The 18045-nt window shown below is 69.6% G+C and carries 19 protein-coding genes; 10 read left to right on the top strand and 9 right to left on the bottom strand.

Translation table 11 applies throughout. The features are described 5' to 3' along the window. Positions 1–57 precede the first annotated feature (57 nt). The 3 genes from ACIOHP_RS30235 to ACIOHP_RS30225 are packed head-to-tail and all read left to right on the top strand — an operon-like array spanning position 58 to position 2034. The gene (locus tag ACIOHP_RS30235; protein WP_401892362.1) at positions 58–288 is read left to right on the top strand and encodes a DoxX family protein; all 231 of its coding nucleotides are present in this window, start codon (positions 58–60) and stop codon (positions 286–288) included. Positions 289–339: 51 nt separating this feature from the next. Then, the gene (locus tag ACIOHP_RS30230; protein WP_401892361.1) at positions 340–978 is read left to right on the top strand and encodes an NAD(P)-dependent oxidoreductase; all 639 of its coding nucleotides are present in this window, start codon (positions 340–342) and stop codon (positions 976–978) included. A 15-nt stretch (positions 979–993) separates the two neighbouring features. Then, on the top strand, positions 994–2034 hold the full coding sequence (locus ACIOHP_RS30225; RefSeq protein ID WP_401892360.1) for an LLM class flavin-dependent oxidoreductase: 1041 nt from the start codon (positions 994–996) through the stop codon (positions 2032–2034). Between the two features lie 119 nt (positions 2035–2153). Here ACIOHP_RS30225 and ACIOHP_RS30220 read toward each other — a convergent pair whose 3' ends face one another. Next, on the bottom strand, positions 2154–3053 hold the full coding sequence (locus tag ACIOHP_RS30220) for an aminoglycoside phosphotransferase family protein (RefSeq protein ID WP_401892358.1): 900 nt from the start codon (positions 3051–3053) through the stop codon (positions 2154–2156). 183 nt (positions 3054–3236) lie between these two features. Here ACIOHP_RS30220 and ACIOHP_RS30215 point away from each other — a divergent pair, with 183 nt between their 5' ends. After that, a complete protein-coding gene (locus ACIOHP_RS30215; RefSeq protein WP_401892357.1) occupies positions 3237–3890 on the top strand; it encodes a class I SAM-dependent methyltransferase in 654 nt (217 codons plus the stop codon). Positions 3891–4324: 434 nt separating this feature from the next. Here ACIOHP_RS30215 and ACIOHP_RS30210 read toward each other — a convergent pair whose 3' ends face one another. Further along, positions 4325–5002 (bottom strand): SDR family NAD(P)-dependent oxidoreductase, encoded by a 678-nt coding sequence (locus ACIOHP_RS30210; protein WP_401892356.1) that lies wholly within the window; start codon positions 5000–5002, stop codon positions 4325–4327. A 142-nt stretch (positions 5003–5144) separates the two neighbouring features. Between ACIOHP_RS30210 and ACIOHP_RS30205 the strand changes: the two genes are divergently transcribed. From ACIOHP_RS30205 to ACIOHP_RS30190, 4 genes are all read left to right on the top strand, one after another. Then, positions 5145–5846 (top strand): helix-turn-helix domain-containing protein, encoded by a 702-nt coding sequence (locus tag ACIOHP_RS30205; RefSeq protein WP_361546552.1) that lies wholly within the window; start codon positions 5145–5147, stop codon positions 5844–5846. Between the two features lie 173 nt (positions 5847–6019). Next, entirely contained in the window at positions 6020–6766 is a 747-nt protein-coding gene (locus ACIOHP_RS30200; RefSeq protein ID WP_401892354.1) for an IclR family transcriptional regulator, read from the top strand. Between the two features lie 82 nt (positions 6767–6848). Then, complete coding sequence (locus ACIOHP_RS30195; protein ID WP_401892353.1) at positions 6849–7808, top strand: PDR/VanB family oxidoreductase; 960 nt, start codon at positions 6849–6851, stop codon at positions 7806–7808. A gap of 34 nt (positions 7809–7842) precedes the next feature. Beyond that, positions 7843–9063, top strand: coding sequence for a cytochrome P450 (locus tag ACIOHP_RS30190; RefSeq protein WP_401892352.1), 1221 nt, complete (start codon positions 7843–7845; stop codon positions 9061–9063). On the opposite strand, the gene ACIOHP_RS30185 is transcribed toward ACIOHP_RS30190, so the two are convergent. The 4 genes from ACIOHP_RS30185 to ACIOHP_RS30170 form a co-directional block, all read right to left on the bottom strand. Then, a complete protein-coding gene (locus ACIOHP_RS30185) occupies positions 9030–9278 on the bottom strand; it encodes a CocE/NonD family hydrolase C-terminal non-catalytic domain-containing protein (protein ID WP_401892350.1) in 249 nt (82 codons plus the stop codon). The two genes, ACIOHP_RS30190 and ACIOHP_RS30185, sit on opposite strands and share 34 nt — an antisense overlap. Before the next feature lie 34 nt (positions 9279–9312). Next, positions 9313–10005: a DedA family protein gene (locus ACIOHP_RS30180; RefSeq protein ID WP_401892349.1), complete on the bottom strand. Its 693-nt coding sequence runs from the start codon at positions 10003–10005 to the stop codon at positions 9313–9315. A 5-nt stretch (positions 10006–10010) separates the two neighbouring features. Beyond that, positions 10011–10706, bottom strand: a complete 696-nt coding sequence (locus ACIOHP_RS30175) for a hypothetical protein (RefSeq protein ID WP_401892347.1) — start codon at positions 10704–10706, stop codon at positions 10011–10013. Between the two features lie 455 nt (positions 10707–11161). Further along, the gene (locus ACIOHP_RS30170; RefSeq protein WP_401892345.1) at positions 11162–11620 is read right to left on the bottom strand and encodes an SRPBCC family protein; all 459 of its coding nucleotides are present in this window, start codon (positions 11618–11620) and stop codon (positions 11162–11164) included. Positions 11621–11929: 309 nt separating this feature from the next. Between ACIOHP_RS30170 and ACIOHP_RS30165 the strand changes: the two genes are divergently transcribed. Further along, entirely contained in the window at positions 11930–14863 is a 2934-nt protein-coding gene (locus ACIOHP_RS30165; RefSeq protein ID WP_401892343.1) for an AAA family ATPase, read from the top strand. Positions 14864–14961: 98 nt separating this feature from the next. Here the strand turns inward: ACIOHP_RS30165 and ACIOHP_RS30160 are convergent, their stop codons facing one another. The 3 genes from ACIOHP_RS30160 to ACIOHP_RS30150 form a co-directional block, all read right to left on the bottom strand. After that, positions 14962–15819, bottom strand: coding sequence for a hypothetical protein (locus tag ACIOHP_RS30160; RefSeq protein ID WP_401892341.1), 858 nt, complete (start codon positions 15817–15819; stop codon positions 14962–14964). 109 nt (positions 15820–15928) lie between these two features. Beyond that, the gene (locus tag ACIOHP_RS30155; RefSeq protein WP_401892340.1) at positions 15929–16759 is read right to left on the bottom strand and encodes a hypothetical protein; all 831 of its coding nucleotides are present in this window, start codon (positions 16757–16759) and stop codon (positions 15929–15931) included. 41 nt (positions 16760–16800) lie between these two features. Then, a complete protein-coding gene (locus tag ACIOHP_RS30150; RefSeq protein ID WP_401892339.1) occupies positions 16801–16929 on the bottom strand; it encodes a hypothetical protein in 129 nt (42 codons plus the stop codon). A gap of 260 nt (positions 16930–17189) precedes the next feature. Between ACIOHP_RS30150 and ACIOHP_RS30145 the strand changes: the two genes are divergently transcribed. After that, positions 17190–17939: an SDR family oxidoreductase gene (locus ACIOHP_RS30145; RefSeq protein ID WP_401892338.1), complete on the top strand. Its 750-nt coding sequence runs from the start codon at positions 17190–17192 to the stop codon at positions 17937–17939. Positions 17940–18045 lie beyond the last annotated feature (106 nt).

Genomic DNA, 18045 nt, shown 5'->3' with positions numbered 1-18045 from the left:
GGGACGCGGGGTAGCTGCCCGCTCCCCACCCCGTCCCCTCCCCGAAGGAAGGAGAACGTGAACGTCTTCTTGTGGATAGTCCAGGCCGTGCTGGCCGCCATGTTCGCCGTGGGCGGCGGGATGAAGTCCACCCAGCCCAAGGGGAAGCTGGTCGGCCGGCTGCCCTGGACGGCCGACTTCTCCCAGGGCACCGTCCGCTTCATCGGGATCGTGGAGTTCGCCGCCGCCCTCGGCCTGATCCTGGCCGCGCTGGTGGCCCGGGGCCGCTTCGGGCCGTACAGCTTCTGACCCTCTCCCTCCCGCTCCCCGCTTCTGAACGCCACCACGAGGAACCCCCTGATGCGTGTCACCGTCTTCGGCGCGACCGGCGGCATCGGCCGCCTTGTCGTCCAGCAGCTCCTGGACGGCGGCCACCAGGTCACCGCCCTGGTACGCACCCCGGCCAAGCTCGACCTGACCCACTCCCAACTCGCGCTCTTCATCCGGCAGTTGTCCGACCATGAGGCCGTCGAGCAGGCCGTCAGTGATGCCGACGCGGTCATCAGCGCGCTCGGCCCGTCCCTGAAACGGTCCACGACCGGCACCCAGGTGACCGACGGCACCCGCACCATCGTGCGGGCCATGCAGGCGCAGAAGGTCGACCGGTTCATCGGCCTGGCCACGCCCTCACTGGCCGATCCGCGGGACAAGCCGCACTGGAAGCACAAGGTGCTGCCCGTCGCGGCCGGGCTGATGTTCCCCAACGCGCTGGCCGAGTTGAAGGGCATGACCGAGGCCGTCACCGGCTCGGACCTCGACTACACCATCGCCCGCATCACCAACCCCACCGACAAGCCCGCCACCGGCCGCATCCGCTCGGGTTTCCTCGGCCACGACAAGGTCGCCTCCGCCATGAGCCGCGCCGACATCGCCGCGTTCCTCGTCTCCCAGCTCACCGACGACCGCTACCGACGGGCCATGCCCGCCATCAGCAACTGAGGCCAGGACCCCACCATGACCTTCGAACTCGGCGTCTACTCCTTCGGCAACACCCCGTGCCTCGATGACGGCAGCCGCGGCCCCACCGCCCAAGCCCTGCGCGATGTGCTGGAGGCCATCAAGCTCGCCGACGAGGTGGGTCTGGACTTCTTCGGGGTGGGCGAGCACCACACGCGCGCGATGCCGCTGTCCTCACCCACATCCGTGGTCAACGCCGCCGCGGCCGCCACCCACCGGATCAAGCTCGGTACCGCGGTCACCGTACTGTCGACCGATGACCCGATCCGGGTGTTCCAACAGCTCGCCACCGCCGCGTCCCTGGCTCCCGGACGCATCGAACTGGTCGCCGGACGCGGCTCGTCGACGATCACGTTCCCGCTGTTCGACCACGACGAGCGCGACTACGACACGCTGTACGCGTCCAAGCTCGCCCTGCTGATGGCGGTCAACGCGGGGGAGAACGTCACCTGGAACGGCCCCCACCGCAGACGGCCGTTGGAGGGTGTCACTGTCTTCCCCCGCCCCGAGGAGCCGTTGACGATCTGGCTGGGCACCGGAGGCAGCCCGGACTCGGTGTACCGCGCCGTCGAGTTGGGGCTGCCGATGTTCCTCGGCATCCTCGGCGGCACTCCCGAGCACTGGGCACGATACGGGCACGCCTACCGCGCCGCCTGGGCCGAGGCCGGCCACCCCGCCGAGCGGGCCGACATCGCGGTCGCCGTCCACGGGTTCGTCGCCGAGCCGGGCGCTCAGGCTCGCTCGACGTACCTGGAGTACGAACACCGCATGATGGCCGAGGGCATGGCCGAACTGGGTCGCCCCGCCCCCTCACGCGCCGACCGGGCCGCGGCCATCGAACCCGGCGGCATGGTCTTCGTCGGCAGCCCCGACGAGATCGCCGACCGCATCCTCCACCTGCACGGACTGCTCGGGCACACCCGCCAGATCCTCCAGATGGACGTCGGCGGCATGCCCCAGCGCGACTTCCTGCGCGCCATCGAACTCCTCGGCACGAAGGTGCTCCCTCAGATCCGGGCCGAGCTGGCGAAACCATGAGCTGGAGTCATCCCCGCGGCGCGGCCACCTGCCGCGTCGCAGTCCCGGCGTGGTCTGCGCACCCGACGGGTGAGGCAGGCGAAGGGTGTCCCGTCTCGCCCTACGATCGGGGCGGGACATCACACCATCGACTCCATCGAAAACAGAATGCGGTCGAGTGTGCGGCGCCCCATTCTGCTCATCGTCGGGTTGGTCTCGACGTAGTACCAGACCAGCCCCATCGCCTGTTCGAACGCCCAGGCCTTGCCGCGCTCCCACTCCAGATCGTCACAGTCCAGTGCCCGCCGGAGCACCTCCCGCGGGCCCGGCCGCAACAGGTGCCAGGCGCTGACCAGATCCAGCGCGGGGTCGGCCGGGCCGAAGCCGCCGGTGTCGAGTACGCCGCTGAGGCGGTCTCCCTCGACGAGTACATTGCCGGAAATCAAGTCACCGTGGCTCATCACGTCGGCACCCGTGCGCGGCAACTCACGAAAGTGGCTCCACAGTTGGCGCAGCCTGGGCACGTCGAGGAGCCCCTTGCTCTCCTCGAAGCACTCCGTCATCCAATCGTCGTGGTGAGCGAGAACGCCGCCACGATTGTCGCCGTTGAACAGCCGCCCCCGCGTGTCAGCGCCCCGAAGCCCTGCGATGAACGCTGCGAGGTCCTCGGCGAAGGCGTCCGATCCACTCGGGTCGGCGTCAGAGGCGACCGTTCCCGGCAGCCATGTCTGGACCGACCACGGCATGGGGTAACCGGCACCAGGCTTTCCCAGGGCGACGGGTTCCGGGGCGGGAATCCGAGACACCTGTGCCAGCTCCGCGCTCGCCTGGGCTTCCTGTTCCAGAGCCGCCAGCGCTTCGGCAGCATCGGCCAGGCGCAGGGGGAAACGCGCAGAGAGGTCGTCCCCGATGCGGAAGATGGCGTTGACCGTGCCGGTCGAGGGCAGGTGTCGGATCGCCTTGCCGCTCCACCGAGGGAACTGTTCTTGGATCAGGGCCGCAACGATTTCGGTGGTCACGTCCACTTGGTCATCGTGCATGGTAATTCGCGCAGGCCTTTCCCCTAGTCCAACGCGAAACGCCGGAAGCAGACCACAACTACTGAGACAACAGCCAGTATTCATACGCCTGGGTCCGGATCAACTGAGATTTCCCGAAGCCTCGCGGTCAAGGGGTGGCAGATTCCCGTGTGCCCTCGATGAACCGGCCACTAGGTTTGCGGGGTGACTGACACCGTCTACCTCGCCGCGGTCCGGGAGTCGTACGACACCGTGGCCGCCGACTACGCAGCAAGCGTCAAAACCCCCGCCGAACTGGATCCGCTGTCGCGCGCGATGCTGGCCGCGTTCGCCGAACTCGTACGGGCAACAGGGGGCGGGACGGTCGCGGACGTGGGGTGCGGTCCCGGGAAGGTGACAGCGCACCTGACTGAACTGGGGCTGTCGGCATTCGGTATCGATGTGTCCCCGAAGATGATCGAACTGGCCCGGGAGGCCTATCCGGAGCTGCGGTTTGCCGTGGGCTCCATGACCGCGTTGGAGATCGGCGACCACGATCTCGGCGGCATTCTGGCCTACTACTCCACCCACCACACGCCGCCGGAGTTGTTGCCGGTCGTGTTCGCCGAGTTCCACCGCACCTTGGCGCCGGGTGGCCACCTGATGCTCGTCTGCCGGGTGGGGGAGGGTGAGCACCTGCGTCGGACCGTTGCCTATGGCGACCGGTCGGCGCCCTTCGAGTCCTATCGGCTGCCGGCGGATGGTATCTCCGAACTGCTGGAACAGGCTGGGCTCGTTGTCACCGCGCGACTGGTGCAAGCGCTCGACGAAGGGGTGAAGGGCACGGTCGGCAGCTTCATGGTCCGCAAACCGGAGTAGCCCGTGGCTGTCGGATCTGCAGAGGCGTGGGCTCACCCCGCAGGAGGCTCCCTTTGAGGACCCTGCCGCCCACCGTGAGGACTTCGCGCTCGAGTCGATGCAGGCCGAGGAGGGGGTGATCCGCATCGTGAACACCGGTGGAGGCTGGCGCGTCGGCTCCCTCTTCACGCCGGACTTCTGGACGTCCCCCGTGACTTGGGATGTCTTGTGGAGGCGATCAGACATCTCCTCCTTTCCTTCCGGAGCCCTGAGGGCGTTTGTGCCGTACTTCATCGGCGCTCATCGCGGCGCTGCCCGATCGCCAACCTGACGCTGCGTCGGCTTTCGGCGGGGCCCTCCCTTGGATCGCGCCGCCGCGGCAGGGCGGCAAGAAGCGGTGGCGCGATCCGGCTCCGACAAGGAGGGGGCTGTGCTGCGGTTCCAGGGGGTGAAGTTCAGCCCCTGTAGACGATCTCGCCCTGGTCGCGCTTGGTGGTGTGCAGCTCCCAGTAGACGGAGGAAACCTCCTCGGGCGTGGCCGTCTTGAGTGTGGGGTCGATCGAGCCGCCGCCGAGCGCCACGTCGATGGCGATGTGAGCGGCCTGGATTCCGGTGCCGTCGAGCTCCTTGTGCAGGTTGACCACCCAGTTGCGCAACGCCGCCGCGGCGGCGTTGACGTTGCCGACCATCGGCAGCGGGTCGAGGGAGCCGGCGCCGGTGGTGTAGAGCAGGGTGCCCGCGCCGGCCTCGCGCATCGCGGGCAGGACCGCCTTGGTCGCGGCCATGGCCCCGTACAGCTGGACCTCGATCTCGTGCTGGATGTGGGAGGGGTCGCTCTCGGCCGGAGTGGCCAGCACGGTGGATTCGATGGCGAGTGGGGAGTACTCCAGGACGTCGATGCCACCGAACCCGGCGGCGGCGTCCTTGAGTGCCTGGCTGAGCGCGTCATGGTCGAGTACGTCCGCGGGGAACGCGGCGGCCGTGATGCCCTCGGCGGCGAGGGTGGCGACGAGGCCGTCGAGCTTGGCGCGGTTGCGGGAGATGAGGGCGACGTCGAAGCCCTGGGAACCGAAGGTGCGGGCGATGGCCATGCCCATCTGAGGGTCGGCTCCGATGATGGCGATGCTGGTCACAGCGATCCTTTCGTAAGGCTGGTCGAAGCGAGCAAGTATTCGGATAGCCCTATCCGAATCGATATCCGGATAGGGCTATCCGGTTCGGCGCAACCGTATCACCAAAAATGGATAGGGCAATCCGGTTGCTACGATGACCGGTATGAACCCAGGCGCCCAGCACTCCGACGTCCCCGCTGCTCAACCGCTGCGCAGCGACGCCGAGCGGAACCGGGAGCGAATCATCGCGGCGGCGCGTGTGGTGTTCGCGCGTGACGGTCTGGGTGCCTCGATGGCCTCGGTGGCCCGTGAGGCGGGGGTGGGGATCGCCACGATGTTCCGCCGTTTTCCCACGAAGGCCGAGCTGGTCGACGCCGTCTTCTTCGACCGCATGGACGCCTACGCCAACGCGGTCGCCGCCGGGCTGGACGACCCCGATCCCTGGCACGGATTCGTCGGCTACATCGAAACCGCCTGTGCGATGCAGGCCGCCGACTCCGGCTTCGCCGACGTCCTGACCACGACCTTCCCCACGGCCAAGGCCCTGGAGCGACGCCGCAACGAGGCCTACGAGGGGATGGTCGAGCTCATCGGCCGGGCCAAGGCGGCGGGCCGGCTGCGCGAGGACTTCGATTCCTCGGACCTGGTGCTGCTGCACATGGCCAACGCCGGCGTGGTCAACGCCACCAGCGGCGCCGCCCCCGACGCATGGCGCCGCGTCGTCGCCCTGTTCGTCCAGTCCTTCGAGGCCCCGGCCCGCGGCCCCCTGCCCGCCTCGCCTGAGCATGACGCCCTCTACAAGGCCATGCTCCGTGCCGGTCCGGCGGGCGATGAGGCCCCGGAGTCGAGCACGGGCAACGACTGACCTGGGGGCTGGAGCCCGCCTGCGGTGCTCGATTCAGGGTCAGGGCGACGCCGTGGACAAAGCGGCCGTCGAAGCTCCCCGCGGTGAGGTGCGAGATCGTCACCGTCCATGTGTCTGCGGACATGGACCTGCACGGTCCCTGAGCCGATCATGTCTGAGGGAGGACACCACAGATGGGTGAGTCAGTTCTGTCGCGGGCGGTGCGGATCCTCGAAGTGTTCACACCCGAGGAGCCGGCTCTCACCGTCTCCGAGATCTCCCGTCGCACGGGACTGCACCTGGCGACCGCGTCGCGGTTGGTGGCCGAACTGGTCACGCACGGCTTCCTGGCACGAGACACCGACCGCCGGGTGCGGGCCGGCATGCGGCTGTGGGAGCTGGGGACGCGGGCCTCGCCCACCCTGTCGCTGCGGGACACGGCGATGCCGTTCCTGGAGGGCGTGCACGACGTGGTGGGGCACCATGTCCAACTCGCCGTGCTGGAGGGCGAGGAGGTGCTGTTCCTCGAACGGCTCTCGGCACCGGGAGCCATCATCAACTACACCCGGATCGCGGGCCGGCTGCCGCTGCATGTGTCATCCAGCGGCCTGGTACTGCTCGCCAACGGTCCCGTCGCACTCCAGGAACGCATCCTCACCGGAACCATGAAGGCGTACACACCACACACGATCACCACTCCCACCGCGCTGCGCTCCACCCTGGCGGCCGTCCGACGCCAGGGTTACGCGTACTGCCCGGGATATGTGCACGAGGACGCCCTCGGCGTCGCCGCCCCGGTCCGTGGACGGCAGGGCGAGGTGGTGGCCGCGTTGTCGGTGATCGTCCCCAACGAGACAGGGGCGGCCTCCGTCGTACCCGTGGTGCGGACCGCGGCGCGCGGCGTCTCCCGGGCCCTGACGGCTCGCGGCCTGCCCGGCTGAGGAGTCCCGCAGCTTCGTCTCTCATTGGATGAGAGTCCCCTCGCGCCTCCCGCTCACCTCCGCACATGCTTCCCGAAATCCGATGACGGGAGGCGACGACGTGGTCGTGACTCTGGAGATCTCCGCCAAGGAGACCGTGGCCGAAGGCGTGGTCGCACTGGCCCTCGCCCATCCCGCGGGCGCGCGGCTGCCGGACTGGACTCCCGGCTCCCACATCGAAGTCGTGCTGCCCGGCGGGACGATGAGGCACTACTCGCTGTGCGGGAACCGATGGGACGCCTACACCTACCGGATCGCCGTGCTGCGCGAGCCGCACGGACGCGGCGGATCGGCGTTCGTCCACGACACGCTGCGCCCGGGCGACCGGATCGGTGTCGGCGGACCGCACAACCACTTCCCGCTGGCACCCTCGGAGAGGTACCTGTTCATCGCGGGCGGCGTCGGCATCACCCCGCTGCTGTCGATGATCCAGCAGGCCGAACTACTGGGCGCGGAATGGCAGTTGCTCTATGGCGGACGAACCCGGGCCTCCATGGCCTTCCACGAAGAGCTGACGGCCGCCCATGGCGAGCGGGTGCACATCGCCCCCCAGGACGAGGTGGGACTGCTCGACCTCGCGTCCTGGCTCGGCACCTCGCACCCGGGCACCAAGGTCTACTGCTGCGGTCCCGCTCCGCTGCTCGCCGCGGTGGAGGCCGCCTGCGCCCACTGGCCGCCGTACACCCTGCGCACCGAGCGCTTCACCGCCGCCGAACAGAGCGCGCCGGTGCGGGACCTGCCCTTCGACGTCGAGCTGCGGCGGACGGGACGCACCGTCACCGTCACTGCGGACATCTCGGTGCTGGACGCGGTGCGCCGAGCGGGAGCGGACGTGCTGTCCTCCTGCGAACAGGGCACCTGCGGCACCTGTCTCACGCCCGTCCTGGAAGGCAGGCCCGACCACCGCGACTCGATCCTCGCCGAGTACGAACGGGCGGCCAACACCTGCATGTTCCCGTGCGTGTCCCGTTCCTGCGACGACCGCCTGGTCCTCGATCTGTGACCTGCTCCCCGTAGCCTCGAAGCAAGGACCCGCCATGCCTGAAACCGCCGTGCTGCCCGTCTGTGACGCCGACGTCTTCTCACCCGCCGTCCTCCGGGAGCCCGAAGAACTCCATCACGTCCTGCGGTCCGCCGGACCCGTGGTGCACCTCTCCCGGTACGACGTGCACGCCCTGGCGCGCTATCAGGAGGTGCACGCCGCCCTGGTGGACTGGCAGCACTTCGAGTCGGGAGCGGGGGTGGGCCTGGCCAACTTCCGGCACGAGAAGCCGTGGCGCCCGCCGAGCCTGCTGCTGGAGGCCGACCCGCCCCGGCACGACGCACCTCGACGCGTGCTGCGGGAGATCCTGGCGCCGCCCGCGCTGCGTCTGCTGCGCGAGGCCTGGCAGCAGACGGCCGAGGAACTGGTCGAGCACGTTCTCGCCGACGCGACGCAGTTCGACGCGTTCACCGAGCTGGCTCGCGCGTTCCCGCTCAAGGTGTTCCCCGACGCCGTGGGCCTTGGCCCGGACGGCCGGGAGAACCTCCTGCCGTACGGCAACATGGCCTTCAATTCCTTCGGCCCCGTCAACGACCTGGTGAAGGCCGACGCCCACCGAGTGGCCGAACTGTCGGCATGGGTGAGGGCCCAGTGCGCCCGCGAGGCACTGGCCGAGGACGGGTTCGGCGCGAGGATCTGGGCCGCCGCCGACCGCGGGGACCTGACTCCCGCGCAGGCGCCCCTGGTGGTGCGCTCCCTGCTCACCGCCGGCGTCGACACCACCGTGCACGGGCTGGCAGCCTGCCTGTACGCCTTCGCCACCCATCCCGAACAGTGGCAACGGCTGCGCGAGCGACCGGAGTTGGCACGGGTCGCTTTCGACGAGGCGGTGCGCTGGCAGTCGCCGGTGCAGACGTTCTTCCGTACCGCCACCACCGATGTGACCATCGCCGGCACAGTCGTCCCGGAGGGCACGAAGATCCTGATGTTCCTCGGCGCGGCCAACCGCGACCCCGACCGCTGGGACGATCCCGACCGCTTCGACCTCACCCGCGACCCCTCCGGGCATGTCGGCTTCGGCATGGGCATCCACCAGTGCGTCGGCCAGCACGTCGCCCGTCTGGAGGCCGAGGCCCTGCTGACCGCCCTCGCCCGTCGCGTCGAGCACATCGAACTCACCGCGAGCCCGCGCCGACACCTCAACAACACCCTGCGCTCCTGGGCGTCCCTGCCCGTCCGCGTTCATCCGGGGCACAGCCAGGCGCGGTTCAGGTGACCGGGGGCGAGGCGGTAGCCGATGTGGCCCAGGTCGATGGTCACCTCGTCGTGTGGATCGGGCGCGGCGATGTGCGCCTGGCACTGGGGGATCATGAAGGCCGGGCCCGCAGGGTCGACGTCGTAGAGCTTGGCGAAGACGTCGCTGGACGGTCGCGTGGTGTCGGCCCGGACGGTGAGGGTGACCGGACCGGCGCGTTCGGCGTCCAACGGCACGACCGCCGGTTCCGCACCCTCGAATCCCCTGTGCCTACTTCTTCGAAGAGGTGATGAGGTGGCTCGGCTCCTGTTCAGGGCGCCGAAGGACCGCGCCGGAGGCCACCACCGCAGACGGCGCCGACGCGCTGCCACGCCGACGCCTGAGCAGCCACACGAGACCGAGCAACGCCAACGCCACGGCGGCGACCACGGCCGCGCCGATCAGCCCGCCCGAGTGCAGGAAGTCGGTGGCGGCGGCGCCGGCGAAGTAGCCGAGGAGCACGTTTCCGATGCCCCAGATCAGCGAGGCGAGCGTGCTGAAAACGAAGAAGCGGCGGTACGGCATGCCGGACGCCCCGGCGGCGAAGGGCAGGAAGGTCCGTACGAACCCGATGAACCGGCCCGTGACGACCGACGCCCCGCCATGACGCGTCAGGAACTCATGGGCCTGGCCGATCCGGCTGCCGGGGCGTACCCAGCGGGCCAGCAGGGTGTTTGGGCGTCGCCCGTACCAGTGCCCCAGGGCGTAACCGAGACTGTCGCCGGTCATGCCACCGGTCACGACGAGGGTGGCGAGGAGCACCGGGTTGAGGTCGCCTCGGCCCGCGATCGCCGACGCGAGGAGGATGACGGTCTCGCCGGGCAGCAGCACACCGATGAAGGCGCTGGTCTCGCCCGCCGTCAGGGCGAACACGACGATGTACGACCACCATCCGGCCGCCTCGATCAGGGCGCTGACGTCCATGCCGCTCAGCCCGCCTGCCGCAGCGGGGCGGCCTCCGGGGTGTCCGCCTGCTCCGACGCCCGCGCAGGGGGCCGGAACGACAGGACCCGTGCCCGCGCATCCCCGGCGGGCGAGGCGTTCGCGCCCCGGCGTGCATGCGTCACTTTCCCCTGCGGAAGGTGTCCTGCGGCGAACCACGCCAGAAGGGGTACGACCACGGGCGGCACCGCTGCGAGCCAGAGGCTGCCCCCGGTCGATGCTCCCGCAGCGGTCGCGGTCAGCGCGGTCAGGAGTACGGTCACCCGCGGCCAGGTCTTCGTGGTGGTGGTCACCGCGAGCGCCATCAGCACGTACCAGCCCGCGGTTACGCCGGGCAGCGCCAGGTCGTCACCGAACAGGGACGCCTCGCGCACCGGCCAGCCCCGCACCACGGCGAGGGCACCGAGCCCGGCCGTGCCGGACAACATCAACGCGATGGCGAGGCGCAGATAGGCCTGCTGATTGCGCCGGGCCAGCCAGAGCAGGCTCAGCACCGCCAGGGGCAGTGGGGCGAAGGTGAGGACCCAGGTCAGCGCCTGTGCCACATCGCGGAGGAACTCCGCTCCGCCATCCACCGCGGCGGTCCTGTAGGGGCGGAGACCTTCGGCGGCGGATGACGTCCAGCCGGCTTTGACGAAGGGTTCCTCCTGGCGGACGGACATGGCGAGGAGGCCGGAATACACGAGTAGCGTCCCCGCCAGGCCCGCCATCGCGCGCCGCAGGCTCCGTCGTACGTGCGCCTGCTTCGACGAGGTCTGGCTGAGAAGAGGAGCGCGCCGGGAGCCGCGGCTGCGAAGACCGCAAGCGGCGGCGCAACTCACCGGGTCGCCCCGGCATCGTGCGCGATGCTCCGCGGGCGCCGCGTCCTGGCCGCCTCCCACAGCGGCACGACGGGTTCGGTCTTCTTCCTCGACGCGCTCGACTGCGGGGATATGCCGTCCCGAGGCGGTACGGACTGAGCCACGGCAGCCTCCTGATCAGTCAGGGGCGCGTCATCCGGAGGCGCGCCGGGTGTTCCTGCTCATTGATCAAATAAGTGGGAACCCCGGTCCATTTATTTCTCATGTTGAGTGTGACGTGCATCACTATGGGGAATGGGTGCCCGCGGGCCGTGGAGGTGACGCATCAAATCCCGGCGTCAGCGTGGCGCGATAGCCGCCTCGGCCGCCGTCTTGATCCGGGTGCCGAACGCATCCGCGTCCTTCCTGGCGGCGACGAGGGCCAGGCCGACGAGGAGTTTGCCGAGCCCGTGGCCCTCCAGGACGTTGAAGATGCGTACCCGGGTCCTGCCGTCGGGCAAGCCCTCGAGGTCGTAGCCGCCTTCGAGGACCGCCACGCTGTTCTTGGACACCTCTGCCCAGCGGATCCGCACCGGGGCTTCGAGTTCGGTGATGCGGAACTGCCTGGCGCTCTTCATGCCGGCGTCCTTGACCGTGCTCTTGAAGACCGTTCCCACGGTGGTCGGGGTTTCGGGAATCCGTTCGATCTTCAGTACCCGGGGGCTGAACTGGGGATCGTTGCGCCCGTCGGCGAGATAGGCGAACACCTCCTCGACGGACCGGTCGACCTCAACCACCGCTTCGAACTGTCCTGACATGGGGCACTCCTGACCGGTTGAGCCGTGAGGACCGCGCTGCCTCCGTATCGACGGAGGCACCGCGACCTTATGGGACCTTCGGGCCTCGTGCGAGACGAACTGGTGCATCAGGCGTCGGCCCTGTCGCCCTGTGCGGATGTAGTTCTCGTCGGAGCGATGCGCCAAGTCTCGGAGCTCCGTCGTGCCGGTTCGTCGGCGCGGCGGTTACGGCGATCACGAGGAGAGAATGATGCGTGAGGGGAATGTGAAGGCAAGGGGGCGCGGGTGGGGGCGGACGGGGTGGTTGGGGGCAGCGGATACAGGGCGCCGTTGCTGGGTCGGTCCGTCGAACTGGCCCGATGCGAAGCCCTGTTGGACCGCGCGGCAGGCGACGCGCGCGGCATGGCCAGGGAGACGGAGTTCCGTGACGGCGGCCGTTCCCGGCTCGTCGACATCACCGGTGAGGCCGGCATCGGCAAGAGCCGCCTGCTGGGCGAGGTGTGCGCGGGGGCGCGTCGACGCGGAATGCTGGTCCTGCGCGGCAGGGCCACGGAGTACGAGCGGCAGATGCCGTTCCAGGTGTTCACCGACGCGCTCGCCCACCTCGACCCGCACGCCCTGGACGGCTTCCAGGAGACCGACGCGGTGGCGACCCTCCTTCAGCGGGGCGGCGCACTCGACCGTTTCGGACTGCACCGGTCCATGGCCGTCCTGCTCGCCCGGCTCGCCGCCTCGTCCGGCCTGCTGCTGGCCCTCGACGACCTGCACTGGGCGGATTCCGCGTCACTGGAGCTGCTGGACCACCTCGTACGCCATCCCCTGCACGCCCCCGTCGTCCTGGCGGTGACACGCCGTGACCGCCAGAGTCCCGAGTCACTCGCCGCCCGGCTCACCCGGGGAGTCGACACCGGCTCCGTCGTCAGACTCGGGCTGAGACCGCTGAGCGAACGCGACTGCGCCGAACTGGCCGGGCCCGGCCTGCCGTTGACCGAGACCACCGCGCTGTACGCCGCGAGCGAGGGCAACCCGTTCTATTTCCTGACCCTCCTTCAGGCCCACCGTGGGGGTATGACGCCCGAGTCGTCGACGCCGCCCGGGCTCGGCACCCTGCTGCTGGACGAACTCCGTGTGCTCGCCCCCTCCCGGCGCGGCATCGTCGAGGCCGTGGCGGTACTGGGCGAGCACGCCACCCCGGCGATGGTGAGCCGGGTGACCGACCGCTCCGGTACCGCGTTCACCGACGATGTGCACGCTCTCACCCGCCGCGACCTGCTGCGTGCCACGCCGCAAGGCCTGCTGACCCTGCGGCATCCGGTCGTGCGAACCCTCGTCCACGAAAGCACGCCCCTTTTGAGGCGCGTCGAGATCCACCGGCTCGCCGCGCAGGAACTGGCCCGCGTCGGCGCCTCGGCCGCCGAGCGAGCCCACCATGTGGAGCAGTCGCTGACCTCCTGGGATCCGGCAGCCGTGGCCGTGCTCGACGAGGCCGCCGCACGAACCGCCCGGACAGCCCCAAAGAGCTGCGCCCACTGGCTCGAGGTGGCACTGCGCCACCTTCCGGTCACTCCCGAACACGCCGCCCGCCGAGGCGAGTTGACCCTGCGGCGGGCCCGCGCACTGGCCGTGTGCGGTGGCCTGCGCGAGAGCCGCGACCTGCTCCAAGATCTGATCGTTACCCCGCACCGATCACCCGGCGGTCCGACCGCCGACCAGGACCAGGACCAGGACCAGGACCAGGACCTCAGAATACGCGCGGTCGTGCTGTGCGCCCTGGTGGAGCGTCATCTGGGGCGCTCCACCGAAGCCGTCGCGTTGTTACGCCGTGAGCTGGCCCGCGGCCCCGCACCGGCTCACGTCGTCCGGCTCGGCCTGGAGCTCGGTTCGGCCGCGCCCCAGGACAGCGACACCTCGTACGCCCAGGTGCGCACCGAGGTCGAAGCGGCCCTCGCGGCGGCCCGGTCCACGGGCGACGAAGTCGGGGAGGCGGGCGTCCTCGCCGTCGCCGCCCTGGGAGAGGCGTACGAGGGCAACATGGCCGCGGCGCACCGGCTCGCCCGGCAGGCGGCCGCCCTGGTCGACTCATTGCCCGACAACGACCTCACCCCACTGTGCGAACCACTGGCCCGGCTCGGCTGGGCGGAGGCCTTCCTGGAGCACTACCCGGACGCGGAGCGGCACGCCGAGCGCGGCCTCGACATCGCCCGCCGTAGCGGACAGGTCTATGTCGTGCCCCATCTGCTGCTGTGCCTGTCCCATATCCGGTTGCAGACCTGCCGGATCCCCTCCGCCCTGGAACTCGCCGACCAGGCCGAGGACATCGCCCGCGGAATCGGCAGCGACCAACTCCTCGCGTTCGTTCTGGCGAGCAGGGCCGCGGCGCTCGTCGCCGGCTGCCCGCCGGGGGATCCGCGCCCCCTCGCCGTCGCCGAGGAGGCTGTGGCAGCGGCCGGAACCGGGGTCAACTGGTGGGCTTCCACAGCCTGGTGCATCTTCGGGTGGGCCGCGCTGATGGCCGGCGATCCGGTCCGCGCCCGGGAGGCGATATTCCGGGCGGGCGGCCCCGAACTGCAACGGATCCAGCCCTCGATGCGGCCGCTGTACCTGGAGATCCTGGTCACGTCCGCACTGGTGACAGGGAAGTTCGAGGAGGCCCGCGGCTGGGCCGAGCGGGCCCGCAAGGAGGCGGAACAACTGGGGCTGCCCATGCAGCGGGCCTCCGCGCTGCGCAGCGCGGCTCACCTGCCGCTCGCGCAGGCGGACACGGCAGCGGCCGCGGACCTGTTCGCTGAGGCCGCTGCGGAAAGCGCCCGTTGCGGGGCGCTCTTCTGGGAGGCCCACTCCCTGCTGCTCGGCGCCCCGCTGGAAGCGGCGGCGGGCCGCGGCCGGGACGGCACGCACGCCTGGCTCAAGGGGCGCCGACTCGCCGAGACGGGCGGCAGCGGAATGCTGGTCGGCCTCGCCGACGTCACCCGTCCGCCCGGCGGCGACTCCGAGGCGTTGTACGACTCTCCGGGACGTGCCCAACTCACCGAACGGCTGGCCACCCTGACCGTCCGGGAGCTGGAGATAGCCGAGCTGGTCGCGCAGGGGCTCACCAGCCAGGCCATCGCGGACCGGCTCTACGTCAGCCGGCGTACCGTCGAGACCCATGTCTCCCGAGCCTTCCGCAAGACCGGGGTCTCCTCACGTACCGCCCTGGCCACGCTGATGGCCCGCCGCCGCACGGGGAGCCGTTTCGGGGACGCCCGCGCGGAGCGGGAGTGAGCCCGGCCCGGGTGCCCCTCGGCGGTGATCAGTGAGGCTGTCCGGGCCGGTCACCGTGCTCTTGGCCAGGACGCGGCCTACTTGACGTCGACGACGGCCTATTTGACGTCGATGAAGTCCCCGGTCGCCTTGGCGGTGCCGGTCGTGGTGGTGCCGGCGAAGGCGAAGCGGTAGTAGCCGTCGCTGCCGGCCTTGGTCGTGGTGCTCAGGGCGCCGGTGCTGCTGGACTTGACCGTCTTGAGGGTGGTGTAGGTGCTGCTGCCCTTCTTGCGGAACTGCAACTGCACCGGCTGGGCCGCGTATCCGGCGTACTTGCCCGTGGCCCAGTTCGCGCGGCTCAGCTTGCCGGTGACCGTGACGGTCTTGCCCTTCTTCACCGGCTCCGGGGAGGCGTTGGCGGTCAGCTTGGCCGCGCGCTTGATCTTGGTTCTGGTGACGTCGTCGTCGTAACTGGCGTTCGCGTAGAGGTCGTAGGCGCCCAGGAAGAGCTTCCAGGTTCCCGCCGTGCCGTTGCCGTCCTTGAAGGCGACCGCGGGGTCGATGGTGAAGACCGTCTTGCAGCTGTAGCTGTAGCCGCCCTCGACCGGCGTCTCCGTGCAGGTGGGGTAGTCGTCCGACTCCAGGCCACCGGTGATGGTGTCCGTGCTCGAACTGTCGGTGCCCTGCCACAGGAACGCCTGGGTGATGGCCACGCCTTCCACGTCGAAGGCGGTGAACGTGACGGGAACGGCCTTTTTGCCGGTGACGCCGAGAACGATGTCCTTGCCGGTGTTGACGACCCCGTTCGTGAAGGTGGTGCCGCCCAGCGCGTCCTGCGGCTGGACGCTCGGCGAGGCGAAGGCGAGGAGATCCGTCGCCGCACCGGGATGCTCCGCTGCCTGGGCGGCACTCGGAAGAACAAGCGCCGAGAGTACGACGGCACCGGAAAGGACGGTGGCAGCAGCGCGTATGCGCATGTGATTCCCCAAGGTGAGGTCGGGCGGCCCTGCCGAACTGTCTTTGTTGCAGGGCCTGTTGATGTGATGGTGAAGAGGTCGGAGCCCGCCGGCTCCCTGCGGAGGAGGTTCAGGGCGTGGGGGAGCGCAGGACGTCGTCGATGTCGAAGCTGGTGTCGGGTGTGGGGTAGAGGTCCGTCGGGTAGAGGTCCGTCGGCTGGGAGCCCGGTGTGGGTACGTCGGCCGGGTCGGCGGTGGGCTTGCCGTCCGGGCTGCACACCCGCGGTGCCGACGGCTGGAACAGCTCGTAGTCGGCGACCCGCTTCGACCGGAAGTCCACCGGAGCGCTGTCCCAGCGGCTCTCGTCGCCGCCGACCTCGATCTCCTCGGGAAGTTCCTTGCTCGTCAGCGGCTTGCCCACGGTGATCGACAGGAGGGCGCCTTCGCAGGCGCTGCGGTTATTCGCGTAGAGGGACTTGGGCAGGTCGATCTTCCGCTCGTCGCTCGCGTCTGTACGGAGTTCGACGCGTTTCACCCGGCGGATGTCGAAGTAGTAGACGGGTTTCGTTCCGTCCGAGAGGCGTTCCCCGCCGACGCCGTCCGCGACGCCGTACACGAGCTTCCAGAACTCGACCTGCACGGTGATCTTGCGGCAGAGCGGGCCGTTGTACCCCGGCAGGCTGACCACCTGCACCTGGTCGTCCTCGTAGTTCTCCTTGGGCGTGTTGACGACGAGCCCAACCCAGTCCCTGGACTCCTGGGCCGTCCACCCCTTGTTGTCGTGGCAGCCGGACGCCCCGGTCGGATACGGGGGAGTGAGGGACGGGGTCGGCGAAGGGCTCGGCGACCCGGACGCCGCCGTCGCGCTCTCGGACGGGTCCCCGGAAAGAGAGGTGTCCTGGCTGCCGGAACAACCCCCGGTGAACAGGACGGCCACGGAGAGGAGGGCGACGACAGGCACGACGGAGGCTTTCCGCTCGGATATGCGCCTTGGGATGTACCTCACCGGCCGCTCACCACGGTCAGCAACAAGGCGCCCGCCGTCAGGTTCGGCACGGCGTCGACCCGTCGCCCCACCACCGTCGGCTGGACGTTCCTCGGCATCGGCGCCTTCACGCTCGGTGTCGTCATAAGCGCAAGGAAACGCCACAGATGTCTGGGACACATCGGTAGGAGTACGTAATCCATTACGTATGTGCCATCGCCGCCTGTCCGCCGAGTTCTCAGGTGCCCGCCATGTGGATGGGGCCGGGCGGCTGTGGCCTCCTCTTCGGCTCAGCCAGAGACCGGCGATCCATGGATAAACCGTCCTCTCCCGCCCCTGCGCGGGCGCTTCTACGGTCGAGGCTGCGGACGCTCAATGGCCCGCCGTACCGAAGGAGCAACACCCCATGAAGATGACCGGCAACACGATCCTGATAACTGGCGGAACCTCGGGCATCGGCCTCGGGCTGGCCCTGCGTCTGCACGAGGTCGGCAACAAGGTGGTTGTCGCCGGCCGGCGCAAGGAACTCCTCGACGAGATCACGGCCGAGCACCCGGGCATCGACGCTCTCGTCCTCGATGTTGCGGACCCCGACTCGATCGCCCGGGCCCGTGAGACCGTGGCGGCGACCTATCCGGAGCTGAACGTCCTGGTCAACAACGCCGGCATCATGCTCCTGGAGAGCGTCCTCGACCCGGCCGGACTCACGGTCGCCGAGGATCACGTCACGGTCAATCTGCTCGGCACGATCCGGATGACGTACGCCTTCCTGCCGCTGCTGGTGGGCAAGGACGACGCCGTCGTCGTGAACGTCACCTCCGCGCTGGCGTTCGTCCCGTACCAGAGCACGCCGACCTACAGCGCGACCAAGGCCGCGCTGCATTCCTTCTCCGAGAGCCTGCGCATCCAGCTCGCCGGTGCCGAGGCCGGCGTCCAGGTGATCGAGGTGGTCCCGCCGGGCGTGCGCACGACTCTGCTGGATCAGCAGGACAGCGACCAGTCCATGCCGTTGGACGACTTCCTCAGCGAGACCCTCGACCTGCTGCGCGAGAAGCCGGATGCGAAGGAGCTGGTCGTCGAGCGCGCCAGGTTCATCCGCGACGCGGTGGCCAACGGCTCCTACGACGACGTCCTGGCCATGGTCAGCGGCAGCTGACCGTCCTGTCGTGACCGCGGCCCGGCGTCGTCACCACCGAAGGTAAGCGTCTTCCGCTTCGCCCGGGCCCTCGCACTGGAGGCGACCGGCTCGGTCCCGAGTGACG

Source organism: Streptomyces sp. NPDC087859 (assembly GCF_044742595.1).
Classification (GTDB): Bacteria; Actinomycetota; Actinomycetes; order Streptomycetales; family Streptomycetaceae; genus Streptomyces; species Streptomyces canus_F.
The sequence above is the reverse complement of the archived record's forward strand: the minus strand, read 5'-3'. Positions and strand labels throughout refer to the sequence as shown.